At 71.7% G+C, this 16,005-nt stretch carries 15 protein-coding genes and 1 tRNA gene; 10 read left to right on the top strand and 6 right to left on the bottom strand.

The genetic code is table 11. The features are described 5' to 3' along the window. Positions 1 to 70: 70 nt before the first annotated feature. Positions 71 to 982: a LysR family transcriptional regulator gene (locus tag ACIQ5Y_RS27205; protein ID WP_403885738.1), complete on the top strand. Its 912-nt coding sequence runs from the start codon at positions 71 to 73 to the stop codon at positions 980 to 982. 38 nt (positions 983 to 1,020) lie between these two features. Beyond that, positions 1,021 to 2,208 (top strand): aminotransferase class V-fold PLP-dependent enzyme, encoded by a 1,188-nt coding sequence (locus tag ACIQ5Y_RS27200; RefSeq protein ID WP_403885735.1) that lies wholly within the window; start codon positions 1,021 to 1,023, stop codon positions 2,206 to 2,208. On the opposite strand, the gene cobF is transcribed toward ACIQ5Y_RS27200, so the two are convergent. Continuing rightward, positions 2,195 to 2,947: a precorrin-6A synthase (deacetylating) gene (cobF, locus tag ACIQ5Y_RS27195; RefSeq protein WP_403885732.1), complete on the bottom strand. Its 753-nt coding sequence runs from the start codon at positions 2,945 to 2,947 to the stop codon at positions 2,195 to 2,197. The genes ACIQ5Y_RS27200 and cobF overlap by 14 nt on opposite strands. 18 nt (positions 2,948 to 2,965) lie before the next feature. Between cobF and ACIQ5Y_RS27190 the strand changes: the two genes are divergently transcribed. Genes ACIQ5Y_RS27190 through ACIQ5Y_RS27175 form a run of 4 tightly spaced genes read left to right on the top strand, consistent with a single transcriptional unit; the run spans position 2,966 to position 6,264 of the window. Beyond that, positions 2,966 to 3,721 (top strand): (Fe-S)-binding protein, encoded by a 756-nt coding sequence (locus ACIQ5Y_RS27190; RefSeq protein ID WP_403885730.1) that lies wholly within the window; start codon positions 2,966 to 2,968, stop codon positions 3,719 to 3,721. Further along, entirely contained in the window at positions 3,718 to 5,190 is a 1,473-nt protein-coding gene (locus ACIQ5Y_RS27185; RefSeq protein ID WP_403885727.1) for a lactate utilization protein B, read from the top strand. Before ACIQ5Y_RS27190 ends, ACIQ5Y_RS27185 begins: the two co-directional genes overlap by 4 nt. Then, complete coding sequence (locus ACIQ5Y_RS27180; protein ID WP_403885724.1) at positions 5,187 to 5,867, top strand: lactate utilization protein C; 681 nt, start codon at positions 5,187 to 5,189, stop codon at positions 5,865 to 5,867. The genes ACIQ5Y_RS27185 and ACIQ5Y_RS27180 overlap by 4 nt, the downstream gene beginning before the upstream one ends. 4 nt (positions 5,868 to 5,871) lie before the next feature. Further along, positions 5,872 to 6,264, top strand: coding sequence for a VOC family protein (locus tag ACIQ5Y_RS27175; protein ID WP_403885721.1), 393 nt, complete (start codon positions 5,872 to 5,874; stop codon positions 6,262 to 6,264). 5 nt (positions 6,265 to 6,269) lie between these two features. Here the strand turns inward: ACIQ5Y_RS27175 and ACIQ5Y_RS27170 are convergent, their stop codons facing one another. Continuing rightward, positions 6,270 to 6,752 (bottom strand): DUF309 domain-containing protein, encoded by a 483-nt coding sequence (locus tag ACIQ5Y_RS27170; protein WP_403885718.1) that lies wholly within the window; start codon positions 6,750 to 6,752, stop codon positions 6,270 to 6,272. A 115-nt stretch (positions 6,753 to 6,867) separates the two neighbouring features. On the opposite strand from ACIQ5Y_RS27170, the gene ACIQ5Y_RS27165 reads away from it, so the two are divergent. Continuing rightward, positions 6,868 to 6,941 (top strand) — tRNA-Pro (locus ACIQ5Y_RS27165). Between the two features lie 227 nt (positions 6,942 to 7,168). Here ACIQ5Y_RS27165 and ACIQ5Y_RS27160 read toward each other — a convergent pair. The 3 genes from ACIQ5Y_RS27160 to ACIQ5Y_RS27150 all read right to left on the bottom strand — a co-directional run bounded on the left by ACIQ5Y_RS27160 (position 7,169) and on the right by ACIQ5Y_RS27150 (position 10,476). Next, the gene (locus tag ACIQ5Y_RS27160; RefSeq protein ID WP_403885715.1) at positions 7,169 to 8,272 is read right to left on the bottom strand and encodes an alpha/beta hydrolase; all 1,104 of its coding nucleotides are present in this window, start codon (positions 8,270 to 8,272) and stop codon (positions 7,169 to 7,171) included. Between the two features lie 309 nt (positions 8,273 to 8,581). Continuing rightward, positions 8,582 to 9,529 carry a glycoside hydrolase family 16 protein gene (locus ACIQ5Y_RS27155; protein ID WP_403885712.1) on the bottom strand — a complete coding sequence of 316 codons (948 nt, stop codon included), beginning with the start codon at positions 9,527 to 9,529 and terminating at the stop codon, positions 8,582 to 8,584. A 374-nt stretch (positions 9,530 to 9,903) separates the two neighbouring features. Then, positions 9,904 to 10,476 (bottom strand): hypothetical protein, encoded by a 573-nt coding sequence (locus tag ACIQ5Y_RS27150; RefSeq protein WP_403885709.1) that lies wholly within the window; start codon positions 10,474 to 10,476, stop codon positions 9,904 to 9,906. 68 nt (positions 10,477 to 10,544) lie between these two features. Here ACIQ5Y_RS27150 and ACIQ5Y_RS27145 point away from each other — a divergent pair, with 68 nt between their 5' ends. The 3 genes from ACIQ5Y_RS27145 to ACIQ5Y_RS27135 all read left to right on the top strand — a co-directional run bounded on the left by ACIQ5Y_RS27145 (position 10,545) and on the right by ACIQ5Y_RS27135 (position 15,436). Continuing rightward, positions 10,545 to 12,635 (top strand): bifunctional polysaccharide deacetylase/glycosyltransferase family 2 protein, encoded by a 2,091-nt coding sequence (locus ACIQ5Y_RS27145; protein ID WP_403886107.1) that lies wholly within the window; start codon positions 10,545 to 10,547, stop codon positions 12,633 to 12,635. Positions 12,636 to 12,637: 2 nt separating this feature from the next. Next, entirely contained in the window at positions 12,638 to 13,891 is a 1,254-nt protein-coding gene (locus ACIQ5Y_RS27140; RefSeq protein WP_403885706.1) for an acyltransferase, read from the top strand. Positions 13,892 to 14,158: 267 nt separating this feature from the next. Next, a complete protein-coding gene (locus ACIQ5Y_RS27135; protein ID WP_403885703.1) occupies positions 14,159 to 15,436 on the top strand; it encodes a SpoIIE family protein phosphatase in 1,278 nt (425 codons plus the stop codon). A gap of 13 nt (positions 15,437 to 15,449) precedes the next feature. On the opposite strand, the gene ACIQ5Y_RS27130 is transcribed toward ACIQ5Y_RS27135, so the two are convergent. Then, complete coding sequence (locus tag ACIQ5Y_RS27130) at positions 15,450 to 15,782, bottom strand: carboxymuconolactone decarboxylase family protein (protein ID WP_403885700.1); 333 nt, start codon at positions 15,780 to 15,782, stop codon at positions 15,450 to 15,452. Positions 15,783 to 16,005: the final 223 nt, after the last annotated feature.

Genomic DNA, 16,005 nt, shown 5'->3' with positions numbered 1-16,005 from the left:
GTTCCCAGCCTCGTCCGCCGTCGATCAGAAGTCCAACAGATGGATCTTCTGACGTTTGGAATTCCTGGTCATGGAATTGAGGCAGCTCGAATACTTCGTCGCCGTCGCCGAGGAGCAGAACTTCACCCGGGCGGCCGAGCGCGTCCACATCAGCCAGTCCGGTGTCAGCGCCCAGATCCGCCAGCTGGAACGGGAGTTGGTTGCCGAGCTCTTCGATCGTTCGGGCCGTACCGCGACCCTCACCGCCGCCGGAGCGGCGGCCCTCGCGCCCGCCCGGGCGGCGCTCGCCGCCACCGAGGCGGTCGGCCAGGCGGTGGGCGAGGTGTCCGGCCTGATCCGCGGCCGGATCACGGTCGGCATGGTCCTCGGCTGCACCGTGACGGCCCTGTTCGAGGCCCTCGCCGCCTTCCACCGGGCGTATCCCGGCGTGGAGATCGCCCTGCTGGAGGACAACTCCGACCGACTCGTCCAAGGGGTGCGGGCCGGAACCGTCGACCTGGCCCTCATCGGCACCGCGACCGCCAACCCGGCCGGGCTGGATGCGCTGACCATCGTCAGTGAACGGCTCGTCGCCCTGGTCCCGCCCGGCCACCCGCTGGCCGGGCGCCGCAGCGTCCACCTGCGGGACCTGGGTGCTCACCCGATCGTGTGCATGCCGGCCGGCACGGGGCTGCGTACGGTGTTCGACCAGGCCTGTGCCGCCCGCGGATTCGATCCGGTGATCGCACTGCAGGCCGGAGCCGCGGACGCCATCGCCGACCTCGCCGCCCGCGGGCTCGGCGTCGGCATCCTCAGCGAGTCCATGGCCGCGGGCCACGGGGACCGGCTGGCCGCCCACCTCATCGAGGACGTCGACACCCCGGCCCTGCTCTCGCTCGTCTGGCGCCCCGGGCACGCCCCCGCCGTACGCGAGCTCGTCGCCCACGCCCGGCGGGCCTTCGGCAGGGAAACGCCTGGCGGCGCACACGACGGCGGGAGATGATCCGCACGACACACCGTGCCGCAACCACGGAGGACCCCGTGACCGAGCCGATACGACCCGCCGGCACCCCAGCCGGGTCGCCCACCGACCCTCCGGGGGAGTTCCCCGGAGGGCAGGCCCTGTTCCGCCTGGACCCCCGCGTCTCCCACCTGAACCACGGCTCCTTCGGCGCCGTGCCCGTGCCCGTCCAGGAGGCCCAGGAGGCGCTGCGCGCCGAAGCCCACGCCGACCCCGACGCGTTCTTCATCGGTGTCTCGGACCGGCTGGCCGCCGCCCGCGGCCGGATCGCCGAGCGCCTCGGCGCCGACCCCGACCACCTCTCCTTCGTCTCCAACGCCACCGAAGGGGCGAATCTCGCGCTCGACGCGATCCCCTTCGCGGACGGCGACGAGATCCTGGTCAGCGACCACGGCTACGGCACCGTCGTCGCGGCCGCCGCCCGCCGCGCCCCGGTCACCACCGTCGCCCTCGACTCCCGGCTGCCCGACGAGGACGCCGTACGGGAGACCGTGCTGGCCGCGCTGACCCCTCGTACCAAGGTGGCCGTCCTCGACCACGTCAGCTCGCCCACCGCCCGGATCATCGCCTCCCCCCGGCTCCTGGCGGACCTGCGCGAACGCGGGGTCACCACGGTCGTCGACGGCGCCCACGCCCCCGGCATGCTCGCCGAACCGCTCGCCGGCGGCGCCGACTTCTACTTCGGCAACCTGCACAAATGGGGGTACGCGCCGTCGGGCAGCGCCTTCCTCGCCGTCGCCCCGCAGCACCGGCGCCGCGTCCGCGCCCTCGTGCCCTCCTGGGAGGACGAGCACGGCTTCCCGCGCTCCGTCGAGTACCGCGCCACCGTCGACTACACCGGCTGGCTCGCCGCCCCCGAGGGGCTCGACCTCATCCACCGCCTCGACGCGGCCAAGGTGCGGGCCCACAACAGCACGCTGGCCGCCCACGGCGCGGCCCTGCTCGCCGAGATCCCCGGGATCACCCCGCTGCCGTACGACGACGCCCTCGCGATGCGCGCCCTGCGGCTGCCGTCCGGGGTCGCCGAGACCAGGGACGAGGCCACCGAGCTGCGTGAGCGGATCGCGGCCGAGCAGGGCATCCGGGTGCTGATCTGGCCCTGGCCGGGCGGCGGAGGCATCCGCGTCTGCGGGCAGATCTACAACCGCCCCGCCGAGTACGAACGCCTCGCCGCCGTCCTGCCGTCGTACCTGCTCAGGCACGCCTGAGCAGGTACGTGTCCATGATCCAGCCCTTGCGGGCCCGGGCCTCGGTGCGCAGTTCCTCGATCCGCCCCGCGACCTCGGCCAGCTTGCCCGAGACCAGGATCTCGTCCGGGGTGCCCACGTAGGCCCCCCAGTAGATGAAGAGGTCCTGGTCCAGGTGGGCCGTGAAGGCGTGCCGCGCGTCCAGCATCACCACCACGTCGTCCACGTCGTCCGGCCAGCCCTCGGCCAGCCGGCGCCCGGTGGTGATCTGGACCGGCCGGCCGACCCGGTTCAGGTTCGTGCGGTGCCGGGCCAGCAGGGCGGAGATGCTGCTGATGCCGGGGACGACCTCGTGCTCGAAGGCCACCCGGCCCCGCTCCAGGACCTCGTCGAGGATCGCGAGCGTGGAGTCGTACAGGGACGGGTCGCCCCACACGAGGAACGCCCCGGTCTCGCCGTCCGCCAGGTCCTCGTCGATGAACCGTTCGAAGATCGCGGCCCGCGCACTGCGCCAGCCGTCCACCGTCGGGGTGTAGTCGGCGGGGGTCCGGTCCCGGTCCGGGTCGCGGCCTTCCACCAGGCGGTGGCCGGGACGGGCGTGCTCGTCGAGCATCGCGCGCCGCAGCCCGGTCAGGTCCGCCTTCTCCTCCCCCTTCTCCAGGATGAGGAATGCGTCCGCCGCGCCGATCGCCCTGACCGCCTGGAGGGTCAGGTGGTCCGGGTCGCCCGCGCCTATGCCGATCACTGAGAACTTCTTCACCCGGCTATTGTGCCCATCATGCGCGTCGCCCTGTTCGTCACCTGCGTCAACGACGCGCTGTACCCGCGGACCGGCATCGCCGTCGTACGCCTCCTGGAGCGGCTCGGCGTCGAGGTCGACTTCCCGGCGGCCCAGAGCTGCTGCGGCCAACCGCAGTACAACACGGGCTATCGGTACGAAACGGAACCGCTGCTGCGGCGTACGGCCCGGGCCTTCGCCGGATACGAGTACGTGGTCACCCCCTCCGGCTCCTGCGCCGCGATGATCCGCGAGCACTACCCGCGCATCGGCCGCAAGGCGGCGGGGGAGGGGCGGGGCACCGAACTCGCCGAGGCGGCCGCCTCCCTCGCCCCGCGCGTGTACGAGCTCACCGAGTTCCTCGTCGACGTGCTCGGCGTGACGGACGTCGGCGCGTACTTCCCGCACACCGTCACCTACCACCCGTCCTGTCACGGCCTGCGCGGCCTGGGGCTCGGGGACCGGCCGCGCCGCCTGCTGGCCGCCGTCAAGGGCCTGGACCTCGTCGAACTGCCCGGCGCCGAGGAGTGCTGCGGCTTCGGCGGCACCTTCGCCGTCAAGAACCCGGACGTCTCCACCGCCATGGGCACCGACAAGATCGCGAACGCGGCGGCGAGCGGAGCCGAGGTGCTGTGCGGCGCCGACAACTCCTGCCTCGCCCATCTCGACGGCCTGCTGCGCCGCGCGGACGCCTCGCTGCGGGCCCTGCACCTCGCGGAGATCCTGGCGGCCGCGGAGGAGGACCCCCTGCCATGAGCGGTACGTACCTCGGCATGCCCGCCTTCCCCGCCGCCGCGCGGCAGGCCGTACGGGACGACGTCCTGCGCGCCAACCTCCGGCACGCCACCCACACCATCCGCGACAAGCGGGCCCGGGCCGTGGCCGAGCTGGAGGACTGGGACCGGCTGCGGGCCGCCGGAAAGGCGATCAAGGACCACACGCTGCGTCACCTCGACCACTACCTCCTCCGGTTGGAGGAATCGGTGACGGCCGCCGGCGGCACCGTCCACTGGGCGGCCGACGCCGACGAGGCCAACCGCATCGTGACCGACCTGGTCCGTGCCACCGGCGAGCGGGAGGTGGTCAAGGTCAAGTCCATGGCCACCCAGGAGATCGGCCTCAACGAGGCCCTGGAGGAAGCCGGGATCGCCGCCTACGAGACGGACCTCGCCGAACTCATCGTGCAGCTGGGCCACGACCGGCCCTCGCACATCCTGGTCCCGGCCATCCACCGCAACCGCGGCGAGATCCGCGACATCTTCCGCACGGAGATGGGGGAGTGGGGCCGCCCGGCGCCCGAGGACCTCGGCGACGACCCGCGCGAACTCGCCGAGGCCGCCCGCCTGCACCTGCGCGAGAAGTTCCTGCGGGCCGAAGTCGCCGTATCCGGCGCCAACTTCATGGTCGCCGAGACCGGCACGATGGTCGTCTTCGAGTCCGAGGGCAACGGCCGCATGTGCCTGACCCTGCCCAAGACCCTGATCTCGGTCGTCGGCATCGAGAAGGTCGTCCCCACCTTCCGCGACCTGGAGGTCTTCCTCCAGACGCTGCCGCGCTCCTCGACGGCCGAGCGGATGAACCCGTACACGACGATGTGGACCGGTACCGAGGACGGCGACGGACCCTCCGTCTTCCACCTCGTGCTCCTCGACAACGGGCGCACCGACACCCTCGCCGACGAGACCGGCCGCCAGGCCCTGCGCTGCATCCGCTGCTCCGCCTGCCTCAACGTGTGCCCCGTCTACGAACGGGCCGGCGGCCATGCCTACGGCTCGGTGTACCCCGGCCCCATCGGCGCCATCCTCAGCCCCCAACTCCGGGGCACGGGAAGCGAGATCGACGCGACGCTGCCCTACGCCTCCACCCTGTGCGGGGCCTGCTACGAGGTCTGCCCCGTCGCCATCGACATCCCCGAGGTGCTCGTCCACCTGCGCGAGCGGGTGGCCCAGGGCGGGCCGGTGACCCGGGAGGGCGTCCGCGTGACCATCCGCCCCGCGCACGGGCACACCGCCGAACGGGCCGCCATGCGCGCCGCCCGGCTGCTCCTGGACCGCCCGGCCGCCCTCCGCGCGGGCGAACGCCTCCTGGCCCGCGCCCGCAGGCTGGCGCCGCGCCGACTCCCGGGACCCGGACGGGCCTGGACGGACACGCGCGAACTCCCCTCCATCCCCGCGGAATCCTTCCGTGACTGGTGGGCCAACCGCGAACGGGAGACCCCGCAGTGAGCAGCAAGGACCGCATCCTGGCCCGCATCCGCCGGGCGACCGCCGGCCAGGACGCCCCGGCGACCGCCGGCCCCGACGCGCCGGCCACCGCCACCCCCGGCCCGGACACCGCCATTCCCCGCGACTACCTGCGGGTCCACGGCACCCGCACCCCGGCCGAAAGCGCCGATCTGCTCGCCGCCAACCTCGCCGAGTACCGAGCGAAGGTCCACCGCGCCGACGAGGACGGCATCGCCCGGCTGCTGATGCGGCTCCTCGCCGCGCACGGCTCGCGGACCGTCCTCGTACCGCCCGCCCTGCCCCCGCACTGGCTCGCGGAGGCCGACCCGGTGCGCGTCCACGACCGGGCAGCGTCCACCGCGGCCGAGCTCGACGCGGTCGACAGCGTGGTCACCGGCTGCGCCCTGGCCATCGCCGAGACGGGCACGATCGTCCTCGACGGCGGACCGGACCAGGGCCGGCGCCGCATCACGCTCGTCCCCGACCACCACATCTGCGTGGTCCGCGTCCCGGAGCAGCTCGTGGACTCCGTACCGCAGGCCCTCGAACGCCTCGACCCGGCCCGCCCGCTGACCTGGATCTCGGGCCCCTCCGCCACCAGCGACATCGAACTCGACCGGGTGGAGGGCGTGCACGGCCCGCGCACCCTGGAAGTGGTCCTCCTCGGCGCACAATGAGGGCATGCCCTCCCACATCGCCCTCACCGCCCTCGTGGTCCACGACTACGACGAGGCCATCGACTTCTACACCCGCGCCCTCGGCTTCGACCTCGCCGAGGACACGGCCCGCCCGGACGGCTCCCGCTGGGTCGTGGTCCGCCCGCCCGGCGCCACCGAATCGGCCCTCCTGCTGGCCCGCGCCAAGGACGAGGCCCAGCGCTCCCGCGTCGGCGACCAGACGGGCGGGCGCGTCGGCTTCTTCCTGTACACCGACGACTTCGCGCACGACCACGCCCGGATGACCGCCGAGGGAGTCCGCTTCCTGGAGGAGCCGCGGCACGAGCCGTACGGCTCCGTCGCCGTCTTCGAGGACCTGTACGGAAACCGCTGGGACCTCCTCCAGCCCGCCGGGTAACCCCCTCAGCCAGAACCAGCCGGGCCGGTGAGCCGGGGCGCCTCCCGCGCGGGATCGACGGCCTCGCCCGACTCCACCCGGCCCGCCAGCTCCAGGGCCCACCCGGCCAACCCCGCCACGTCCATCCCGTACGCCTCGCCCAGCCCGGCCAGCGAGCCGGCGCCCCGCCGCAGCAGCCGCGCCCCGCCGACCGCGTTCCCCCGCGCGGCGTGCGTCAGCCCGACGGCGAGCTGCGCGAGCCCCCGCCACAGCGGGGCCTGCGCCTCGGGCCCCGACTTCCACGCGTCCTCGAACACCTCGTGCGCGTGGAACGGCATCCCGGCGTCCAGCAGCCGCTGCGCCTCGCGCACGGTCTCCGCCGGCGAGCGCACCACCCCCTCGGGCTGCCTCTCCACCCCCGGCGCCCCGTAGGGCAGCGGCCGCCCCAACCCGTCCCTGGGCCGGGCGCTCCGCGCCCGCCCGTCGCCATCCCGATCCCGTGCGTTCACCGGCCCATCCTCCCCCGGGGCGATTACCGGTGCATGCACACCCCTCGGCGTGGGGTAATGTTCTGCATGTGCCGCCGGTCAGGGGAAACCCGGAGAAGACCGGACGAAGGTGCAACGGGACGTGGCGCAGCTTGGTAGCGCACTTGACTGGGGGTCAAGGGGTCGCAGGTTCAAATCCTGTCGTCCCGACTCGAAAGAGTCGTAGGCAAGGGGCCGTTTCAGAGCAATCTGAAACGGCCCCTTGACCGTTTTCGGGGACCGCTTGGGGACCGGGGCGGGTACGGCGCCCGCGCACGCCAAGAGCGCGGGCGCGGGCGCCGCCAGGGCACGCCGGGCGTGCGGCCGCGCCGGTACGGGACGCCGGTCGGCGGGCGTCCCGAGGGGCGCGGCTCGGGCCTATGCCTCCTGGGCGGCGGTCACTTCGCGGCGACCGGGCCGCGCATGCGGTCGCTCATCCACTTCAGGTCACCGTTGAACAGGGTGTCCGTGTACTTGTAACCGTCGTGACCGCCCTCGAAGGACGTCACGCGGGTCTCGATCGGGCCCTTGGTGATCTCCTGGCGGAGCTTGTCGAGAGCAGCGACCTCCTGCTTCGGCTCCTTCGTGCCCATGAGGAAGGAGATCGACACCTTGCGTTCCGTCGTGGGCCCGGTCGAGGGGCTGGGCGAGGGACTGCTCTTGGGGCTGCTCTTCGAGCCGGCCTTGGCGCTGCTCGACGGGCTGCTCGTGGGGCCGCCCGCGGCGCCGCTCTTCTTGATCAGCTGCTCGGCCAGCCAGGCCGGGCTGTTCTCCTGCTTCTCCTTCGGATGGCCGTTCCACAGCGGCGAATCGGGGGCCGCGTCGGGCCCTCCCGCGATCGCCACGCTGAACCGCTCGGGGTACTGGAGCACCATCTTCATGCCCACGTAGCCGCCGGAGGAGGAGCCGAAGAAGCCCCAGCCCTTCGGGTCGGCGTAGGTACGGAAGTTCTCCCGCACCAGGTCCGGGACGTCGTCCGAGATCCAGGTGCCCATCTTGGGCTGCCCCGGTATGTCGCTGCCGTCGTAGTAGGTGTCCTTGTTGGCGTTCAGCACCGGCATGACCACGATGAAGGGCAGGCTCTCGCCCTTGTCGGCGGCTTCCCCGATCCGTTCCTGGAGGCGGAACTCCTTGGAGAAGAAGTAGTTCGTCGGGTAGCCAACGGCGCCGGGCAGCGCCATCAGCACCGGGAAGGCGCTGTCCTTGTACTCGGGCTTGCCGTACTGCTTCGGCACCCAGGCCCACACCCGGCCGGTGAAGCCGGACTTCGGCCCCGTCAGGTCGGTGCGCACCACCCGCGTCCCGTCCGGCAGCTCCCGCTGCGTCGTCCACTCGCGCGGGCGGGTCGGCATCAGGACGTCGGAGGCCTTGTTGCTCTCACTCGGCTTCGCCGTCTCCTTCGGGGCGAAGGAGACGGGATCGCCCTCGCTGGAGCAGCCGGACAGCGCGGCGACGGCGGACAGGACGAGGGCCGCGCAGAGCGTGGCTGAACGGTGTTTCACTCGGACTCCGGTGCAGACTTACGGATCTCGAACGGGAACTCGAACGGATCTCGTTGGTATAGATGGGCACGGAGACACATCAGTTCCCACGAACCGGCGCGGATGGGACCGAGCGCGTACTCGACGACGGCGGACTCGAACTCGGTCGGCGAGCGTGAGCGTATGGGTGAACACGGCGGCGGGCCCCACGGGCCCCACGGGCTCCGGGATTCCGAACTCGCCTGTCGGGACGGACGTGTTGACGGAGGCCCGGAGCGGTGAACGGAGCCGCCGGCCGGATGGGGGAGGGGGGCGGGCAGGGCCCGGGGGTCAGCCCTTCGGGACGGTGTTGACGTAGTTCGTGCCGGCGCTGTAGAAGCCGTCCACCGTCTTCTGGACGTCCGCCTGGGAAACGGCCTCGTCGGCCTTGTGGTAGACCCAGTTGACCTTCATGTCCCAGGTGCGCATGCCTCCGGCGGAGGTGAGGTCGATGAGCCAGTTGCTGAAGTGGATGTCCATCTTCTCGCGCGGGACGTACTTGCCGGAGCTGGTGAAGGTCTCCTTGCCGTCCAGGGTGTAGACGACCTTTCCGTCCATGGCGGTGATCATCAGGAGGTGCCAGCCCTCGAGGCGCTGCTTGGTCGTCTTGTTGACCCGGTCCGGCGGATCGGCCTTGAACCAGCTGACGTTGTCGAGTCGCGGCCCCGTCGTACCCCAGCCGCCGTTCGGCAGGTACTCGAAGTCGAGTTCGCTGTAGTTCGCCGAGGAGTCCGAGGGGGAGATCGGGAAGAAGGTCTGCACGACGTGGTCGCCGTTGCGGCCGCTCGTGGGCTTGTCGCTGAAGTAGACCCGGGCGGCGTAGGTCCCCGTGAAGAGGTTCTGGCCGGTGGTCTGCACCTCGACCTGCTTGGTGCCCTGCTTGGTGCCGTCGGTGGAGGACTGCAGCTGCAGGACCTTGCCGCCCTGGGCGGTCGTGTCGGCGGGGAAGCCGGCACCGGCGCTGTTCCAGCTGTCCTGGATCCCCGGGCCGCCCGCCCCGGTACGGATCTCCCAGCCGTGGGCGGCGAGCTGGGGGTCGTCGGCGCCGCTGTAGTGGAAGTTGTCGAACAGGGTTCCCGGCGGTCCGGTGGGGGTCGGCGAGGCACCGGCCCGGCCGTCGTCGGCGCCCTTGCCGGACGCGGGGCCGCCGCCGGAACACGCGGCGAGCACGCACAGGAGGGCGGGCAGTGCGAGCGCGGTCCACGCGCGGCGGCGAGAGGTGCGGCGGGGCTGGCTCACACGGGCTCCTTGGGGCGTAGAGGCGGTACCTGGACACGCCCACTGCATGAGGGATCGACGGCTGATCCGATGAGGGGGTCATCCTAAGGTGCCGGCCGGGCGTCGAGGTGACCGGTCGGAGGCCTCCCCGTGGCCTCAGGAGTGAGCGGTCGGGGGCGGTTCCGCCGGCGATGGAATGCTCCCGCGATGAAATGACCCTGGCCGAAAACCTACCAACCGGCGCCCGGTCGACTGTGCGATCAGTACTTACTGGACGGTACTGCCGATCGGTATTTCGATCCGATTACAACGCTTGATCAGATGCCGCTAAATCCAGACATCGGGCCCAAGTCGATGCATGGCAGTGCACTAGCGTTCGCCCTGCGATCCCGCGTCTACGTACCCTGCACTGAAAGGCCTCGCAAGGTGCGCTCAGTCATCACTCCCACCGAACGTGGATCGGCGTACCCGGCATTGTCTGAAATGCCCGAGTCGGACTTCGAAGAACCCGCTCCGGCACCGGTGTTCGTCTCCGAGTCGGGTCGGCGAGGCCGTCTGCTGCGTGGTCTCGGATGGCCGGTTTCCGTCGTCGGTGCGATCCTCGCGGTCGCCATGGGCAGCAGTCTCATCGGCGGACAGGCGGACGCCCCGGCGATGGGGATACCCGTGCAGCCCTCGGCGCCACCCGCCCCGTCGCCCTCACCCGCGGCGTCGCTCTCGTCCACCGCGCCGTCCCCGTCGGTCTCACCCCGGACGGCCACGCGGTCGGCGACTCCCCAGACGAAGCCCTCGGCCGGGACGACGCCGAAGCCGTCGGCCGGTACGCCGAAGAGCACGTCCGGTACGTCGAGGTCCTCGAACCAGAACCAGAACCAGAACACGAACAACGCGCCGCGCGTGGCAACGCCTTCCGGCCAGCCGGCCAAGCGCAGCTGATCATCCGCACCACCCATCTCCAGGAGCGTCATTGTCCCGGTCCCGGCACCAGCGCCGCCGGCAGTCCCTGCTGAGGCCACGCCGACTGGCCGCGCCCCCGTTGCGCTTCTTCATGCCCCTCTCCCTGCTGGCCTGCCTGCTCGCGCTCATCGTCCTGCGCGGTCTCGCCACCAACGAGGTGTTCCACGACGCCCGGGTCGCGGAATCGGTCGACAAGACGACCGTGCCGCAGGACCTGCTCAAGGGCGGCCCGATCATCGACGCGCGCGGTGACAAGAACGAGCACCCCGTGAACTACCGCATCCCCGACCGCACCGTGGTCCTGAGCTTCGACGACGGTCCTTCGGAGGAGTGGACCCCGAAGATCCTGGAGCTGTTGGAGGAACGCAAGGTCCACGCCTCCTTCTTCGTGACCGGTTCGATGACCGCACGCAACCCGGAGCTGATCCGGAAGATCGTCGAGGACGGCCACGAACTCGGCGTGCACACCTTCACCCACCCCGACCTGGTGTACCAGTCCCACGCCCGGGTCAGCTGGGAGCTGGCGCAGACGCAGCTGGCACTGGCCGGCGCCGCGGGCGTCCACAGTTCGCTGTTCCGCCCGCCCTACTCCTCGTACTCCTCCGCGCTGGACGACCTGAACTATCCGGTGATCAAGTACGTGGGCGCGCGCGGCTACCTCACCGCGTTCATCGACAAGGACACCGACGACTGGAAGCGCCCCGGGGTCGAGGCGATCGTCAAGGCGGCCATGCCGGACAAGCCCGGTGAGGGCGAGATGATCCTGCTGCACGACGCGGGTGGCGACCGCTCCCAGACCCTGACCGCCCTCGGTCAGATGATCGACAAGCTGCAGGGCGAGGGCTACCGCTTCGCCACCATCTCCGAGGCGCTCGGGGCCTCCAGCGCCACCACGCCGGTGCACGGGTTCCAGCTGTGGGCGGGCAAGGGCTACATCTGGGCCACCCAGCTCGCCGTCCACACCCTGCCGGTGCTCATCGCGCTGCTGGCCGTCGTCGGCTTCCTCAACTTCGGCCGGTTCGCGCTGATGCTCGTCCTCGCGCCGATCCACGCCCGCCGCGCGAGGCGCCGGGACACCTGGGGAGAGCCCGTCACCCGGCCGGTCACGGTGCTCGTCCCGGCCTACAACGAACGCGAGTGCATCGCCAACACCCTCAACTCCCTGGCCGCCAGTGACTATCCGATCGAGGTGATCGTCATCGACGACGGTTCCACGGACGGCACCGCGGACATCGTCGAGGAGATGGACCTCCCGTTCGTCCGGCTGATCCGCAAGGTCAACGGCGGCAAGCCCAGCGCGCTCAACGCCGGCGTCGCCGCCGCCTCGCACGACATCATCGTGATGATGGACGGCGACACCGTCTTCGAACCCTCCACCGTGCGCGAGCTCGTCCAGCCCTTCGGCGACCCGGGGATCGGCGCGGTCTCGGGCAACGCCAAGGTGGGCAACCGGGACAGCCTGATCGGTGCCTGGCAGCACATCGAGTACGTCCTCGGGCACAACCTGGACCGCCGGATGTACGACATGCTCGGCATCATCCCGACCATCCCCGGCGCGGTCGGCGCCTTCCGCAAGGAGGCCCTGGAGCGCGTCGGCGGGATGAGCGACGACACCCTCGCCGAGGACACCGACATCACCATCGCGGTGCTCTGCGAAGGCTGGCGGATCGTCTACACGGAGTACGCCCGCGCCTGGACCGAGGCTCCTGCCAGCCTCCAGCAGCTCTGGTCGCAGCGGTACCGCTGGAGCTACGGCAGCATGCAGGCGATGTGGAAGCACCGCCGCGCGCTGACCTCCCGCGGACCGGCCGGGCGCTTCGGCCGGCTCGGACTGCCGCTGGTCGTGCTGTTCGGCGTGGTCGCCCCGCTGCTGGCGCCGCTGGTCGACATCTTCCTGCTGTACGGCGTGCTGTTCGCCGACGCCCCGGTCACGCTCGCCTCCTGGGGCGGGTTCATCCTCATCCAGGCCGTGCTGTCCTGGTACGCCTTCCGGCTCGACCGCGAGAAGCCCCTGCACCTGATCAGCCTGCCGATCCAGCAGGTGGTCTACCGGCAGCTGATGTACATCGTCCTGCTGCAGTCGGCGATCACGGCGGTGACCGGTGGCCGGCTGCGCTGGCAGAAACTGCGGCGCACCGGCGAGGTCGCCACCGCACCCGTGGAGGCCTGACCGTGACCGCATCCGTCGAGTGGGGCCGCACCCACGACACCGTCCAGCTGAGGGTCCCCGACGCCCTGCGGCAGCAGTACGAGCCGGAGCCGGAGGCGCCGGTCCAGCGCAAGGGCGGCCGTGACCGCTACCTCGACCTGCTCCGTGCCCTGGCGCTGGGCCGCGTGGTGCTCTACCACAACTTCAGCTGGTTCTGGCTGCCCCTCGTCTTCCCGTCGATGGGCGTGATGTTCGCGCTGGCCGGCTCGCTGATGACCCGCTCGCTCAGCCGTCCCGCCCTCGGCGTGATCCGCGGCCGACTGCGCCGGCTGCTGCCGCCGATGTGGCTGTTCGGCGCCATCGTGATCACCCTCCAGATCCTCGACGGCTGGGGGCCCGACTCCGAGGGCCACCCGAGCTGGTGGTGGGGCAAGCTGGCGTTCTGGATCCTGCCGCTGAGCACCCCGCCGTTCGCGGACGAGCTGGGCGGTTTCCACGGGCACGTCGAGACCACCTGGGCCGACCAGGTCGTCGTGCCGCTCTGGTACCTCCGCGCCTACCTGTGGTACGTCCTGCTCTCGCCGCTGATGCTGCGGGCGCTGCGGCGGTTCCCGGTGGCGACGCTGCTCGCGCCCCTCGCGGTGGTGGCCGTCATGAACCTCTTCTTCGCCGAGCAGGAGTTCATCCCCAGCCGGATCTGGGAGACCGCCGACGACTTCGTGACGTTCGGCGCCTGCTGGATCCTCGGAATGGCCCACCAGGAGGGGCTGCTCAAGAAGATCCCGCAGTACGTGGTGCCGTCCATCGCGCCGCTGATCATGGTGGCCGGTCTCTGGTACCTGACGACCCGGCCGGTCGAGCCGGGCGAGGCGACCGACATCGAGTCCTGGCCGATCGCCCAGGCCCTGTGGTCCATAGGCTTCGTCGCCATGCTGCTCCACCTCAGCCCGTCCTGGGAGCAGTGGCCCAGGCGGCTGGAACGCTGGAACGGGCTGATCAGCCTGCTCAACTCGCGCGCCGTCAGCGTCTACCTGTGGCACGAGGTGGCGCTGGTGCTCGCCGTGCTGGCGGTCGACCCCCTCTGGAAGATCGATTTCCTGTCCGAGAACCTCCCGTGGCTGCTGAACAGCCCGTGGTTCACACTGTTGCTGGCCATCCCGCTGATCGCCCTGCTGGTGCTCACCTTCGGCTGGATCGAGGACGTGGCCGCCAAGCGCCCGCCGAGGCTCTTCCCGTACCCGCGCCGCCAGCGGGGCAAGCGCCGGTCCGCGGACTGACGCGGGGCCGTGCGGAGGACCAGGGGCCGTTCCGGAGCGATCCGGGACGGCCCCCGCGCCGTTTCGGCGGGACGCGTCGACCGCCTCGCGGGGCGGAGGCCGGCGGTGATCCGCACCCGCGGCGGTCACGCAGGGACGCGTTCGTTCACCGTACGTGCCCGTGGGGGCGATTGTGTGCGGTGGGCTGTGGCGGTGCCTACCGTGGAACCTGAAGGACGCGCCGCGTGCGGCGGCCGTCGTCCGGCAGGGCAACCGAAGGCGGCTGTGATGGCTCCGGCGGACGGGCAGACGGACCAGGTCATCGAGAGTCCGCGCGACCTGGCCCATTCCCAGCGCCGATTCCAGGACCTGCTGGACGCCGTGATGGCGGTCGGCAGGGAGCTGGAGCTCCCGGTCGTGCTCCGGCGCGTGATCACCACCGCCATGGGCCTGGTCGACGCCCGGTTCGGAGCGCTCGGCGTGCTGAGCGAGGACGGCGAACAACTGGAGGAGTTCATCCCCGTCGGACTGAGCGAGCAGCAGACCGCCGACCTGGCCGGAGTCGCCTTCCCGCACGGGCGCGGACTCCTCGGGCACCTCATCCGGCACCCCGAGCCGCTGCGCGTCCCCGAAATCGCCGCCCACCCGCACTCGGTCGGCTTCCCCGCCGGCCACCCGCCGATGAGCACACTGCTCGGAGTGGCGATCAGCTCCCGCGGGCGCGTCTACGGCAACCTCTACCTCACCGAGCGGCGCGACGGACGGCCCTTCGACCGGGGCGACCAGGACGTGGTCGTGGCCCTCGCCGGAGCGGCCGGTCTCGCGATCGAGAACGCCCGCCTCTACCGGCAGGTGCGCACCAACGCCGAGTACTTCCAGCGGCTCCTGCTGCCGCGGCTGCCGGACCTCGCCCCGTTCCGCGCCGCCGCCGTCTACCGGCCCGCCGCCGCTCCGGACCACGTGGGCGGCGACTGGTACGACGCCCTGATGCTCTCCGACGGCGCGTGCGCCCTGGTCATCGGCGACGTCGTCGGGCACGACCTCCAGGCGGCGGCCACCATGGCCCAGACCCGCAGCATGCTGCGGGCCCTGCTGTACGACCGCCGCACCCCGCCCAGTGCCGTCCTGACCAGGCTCGACCGCACCCTGGAAGCGATCACCGACAACCCGATCACCACGGCCTGCCTGGTGCGCATCGAGCCGGGCGCCGACGGCTGGACGCTGCACTGGAGCAGCGCGGGACATCCGCCGCCGCTCCTGCTCACGGCGGACGGCGACGCCCGGTACCTGCTCGCCGAACCGGGTCTGCCGCTCGGTGTGGACGCCGCGGTACCCCGGCCCGACCACAGGTGCCCCCTTCCCGGCGGGGCGACCCTGGTGCTGTACACGGACGGGCTGGTCGAGCACCCCGACCGCACCCTCGACAGCAGCCTCGACGCCCTCGCCCGGCTGGCCGCCGCCCACACCGGAGTGCCGCTCGACGACCTGTGCCGCGCGCTGGCCGACGCCCGCCTGGGCGACGGCCGCGACGACCTGGCCGTGCTCGCCCTGAGCGCCCCGGTGTGAATCGCCGGCCCGGCTATCCTTCGAGCTCGGCTTCGGCCTCCGCCTCGGCCACGGCGATGACGAACCCCAGGGCTTCCGCGATGTGGGTGGCCGCGGACATGACGCGGGCGGTGCCCACGATGGGGGCGATGGCGACCAGGACGTCCTGCACCTGGGCGGGCGTCAGGTTGGTCTTGATGGCCGGGTCGATGTGGGCGACGTAGGACATCGCCGGTGCGTCCATCGCGGCGAGCGCGGCGAGGCGCGTGAGTATCAGCGTGTCCGCGGGAAGCCCGCACCGTTCGAGCGAGTCCATGGTCATGGCGGCCAGGGTGTCGAGCACGGGGTGGTCGGATGCTGTCGTCATGGTGAGCCATCTCCTGGGAGTCGGGGCGCCGACGCGTCGGAGGCGGGGAAGGAGCCCCCTGAGTCGAACGCCTGTATCGACCGTAGGGACATTCCCGCCGGGCTGCATCTCCACCCGGCGAGCGGCGGGGGGGGCCCCCCCCCCCCGCCCCCGCCGGGGGGGCGCCCTCTAGAATAAGAGAAGCACGCCGGGCCCCCACCGGTCCTCCACACCCCCCCCGGGG

The organism is Streptomyces sp. NPDC096339 (assembly GCF_044762985.1).
GTDB lineage: Bacteria > Actinomycetota > Actinomycetes > Streptomycetales > Streptomycetaceae > Streptomyces.
The sequence above is the reverse complement of the archived record's forward strand: the minus strand, read 5'-3'. Positions and strand labels throughout refer to the sequence as shown.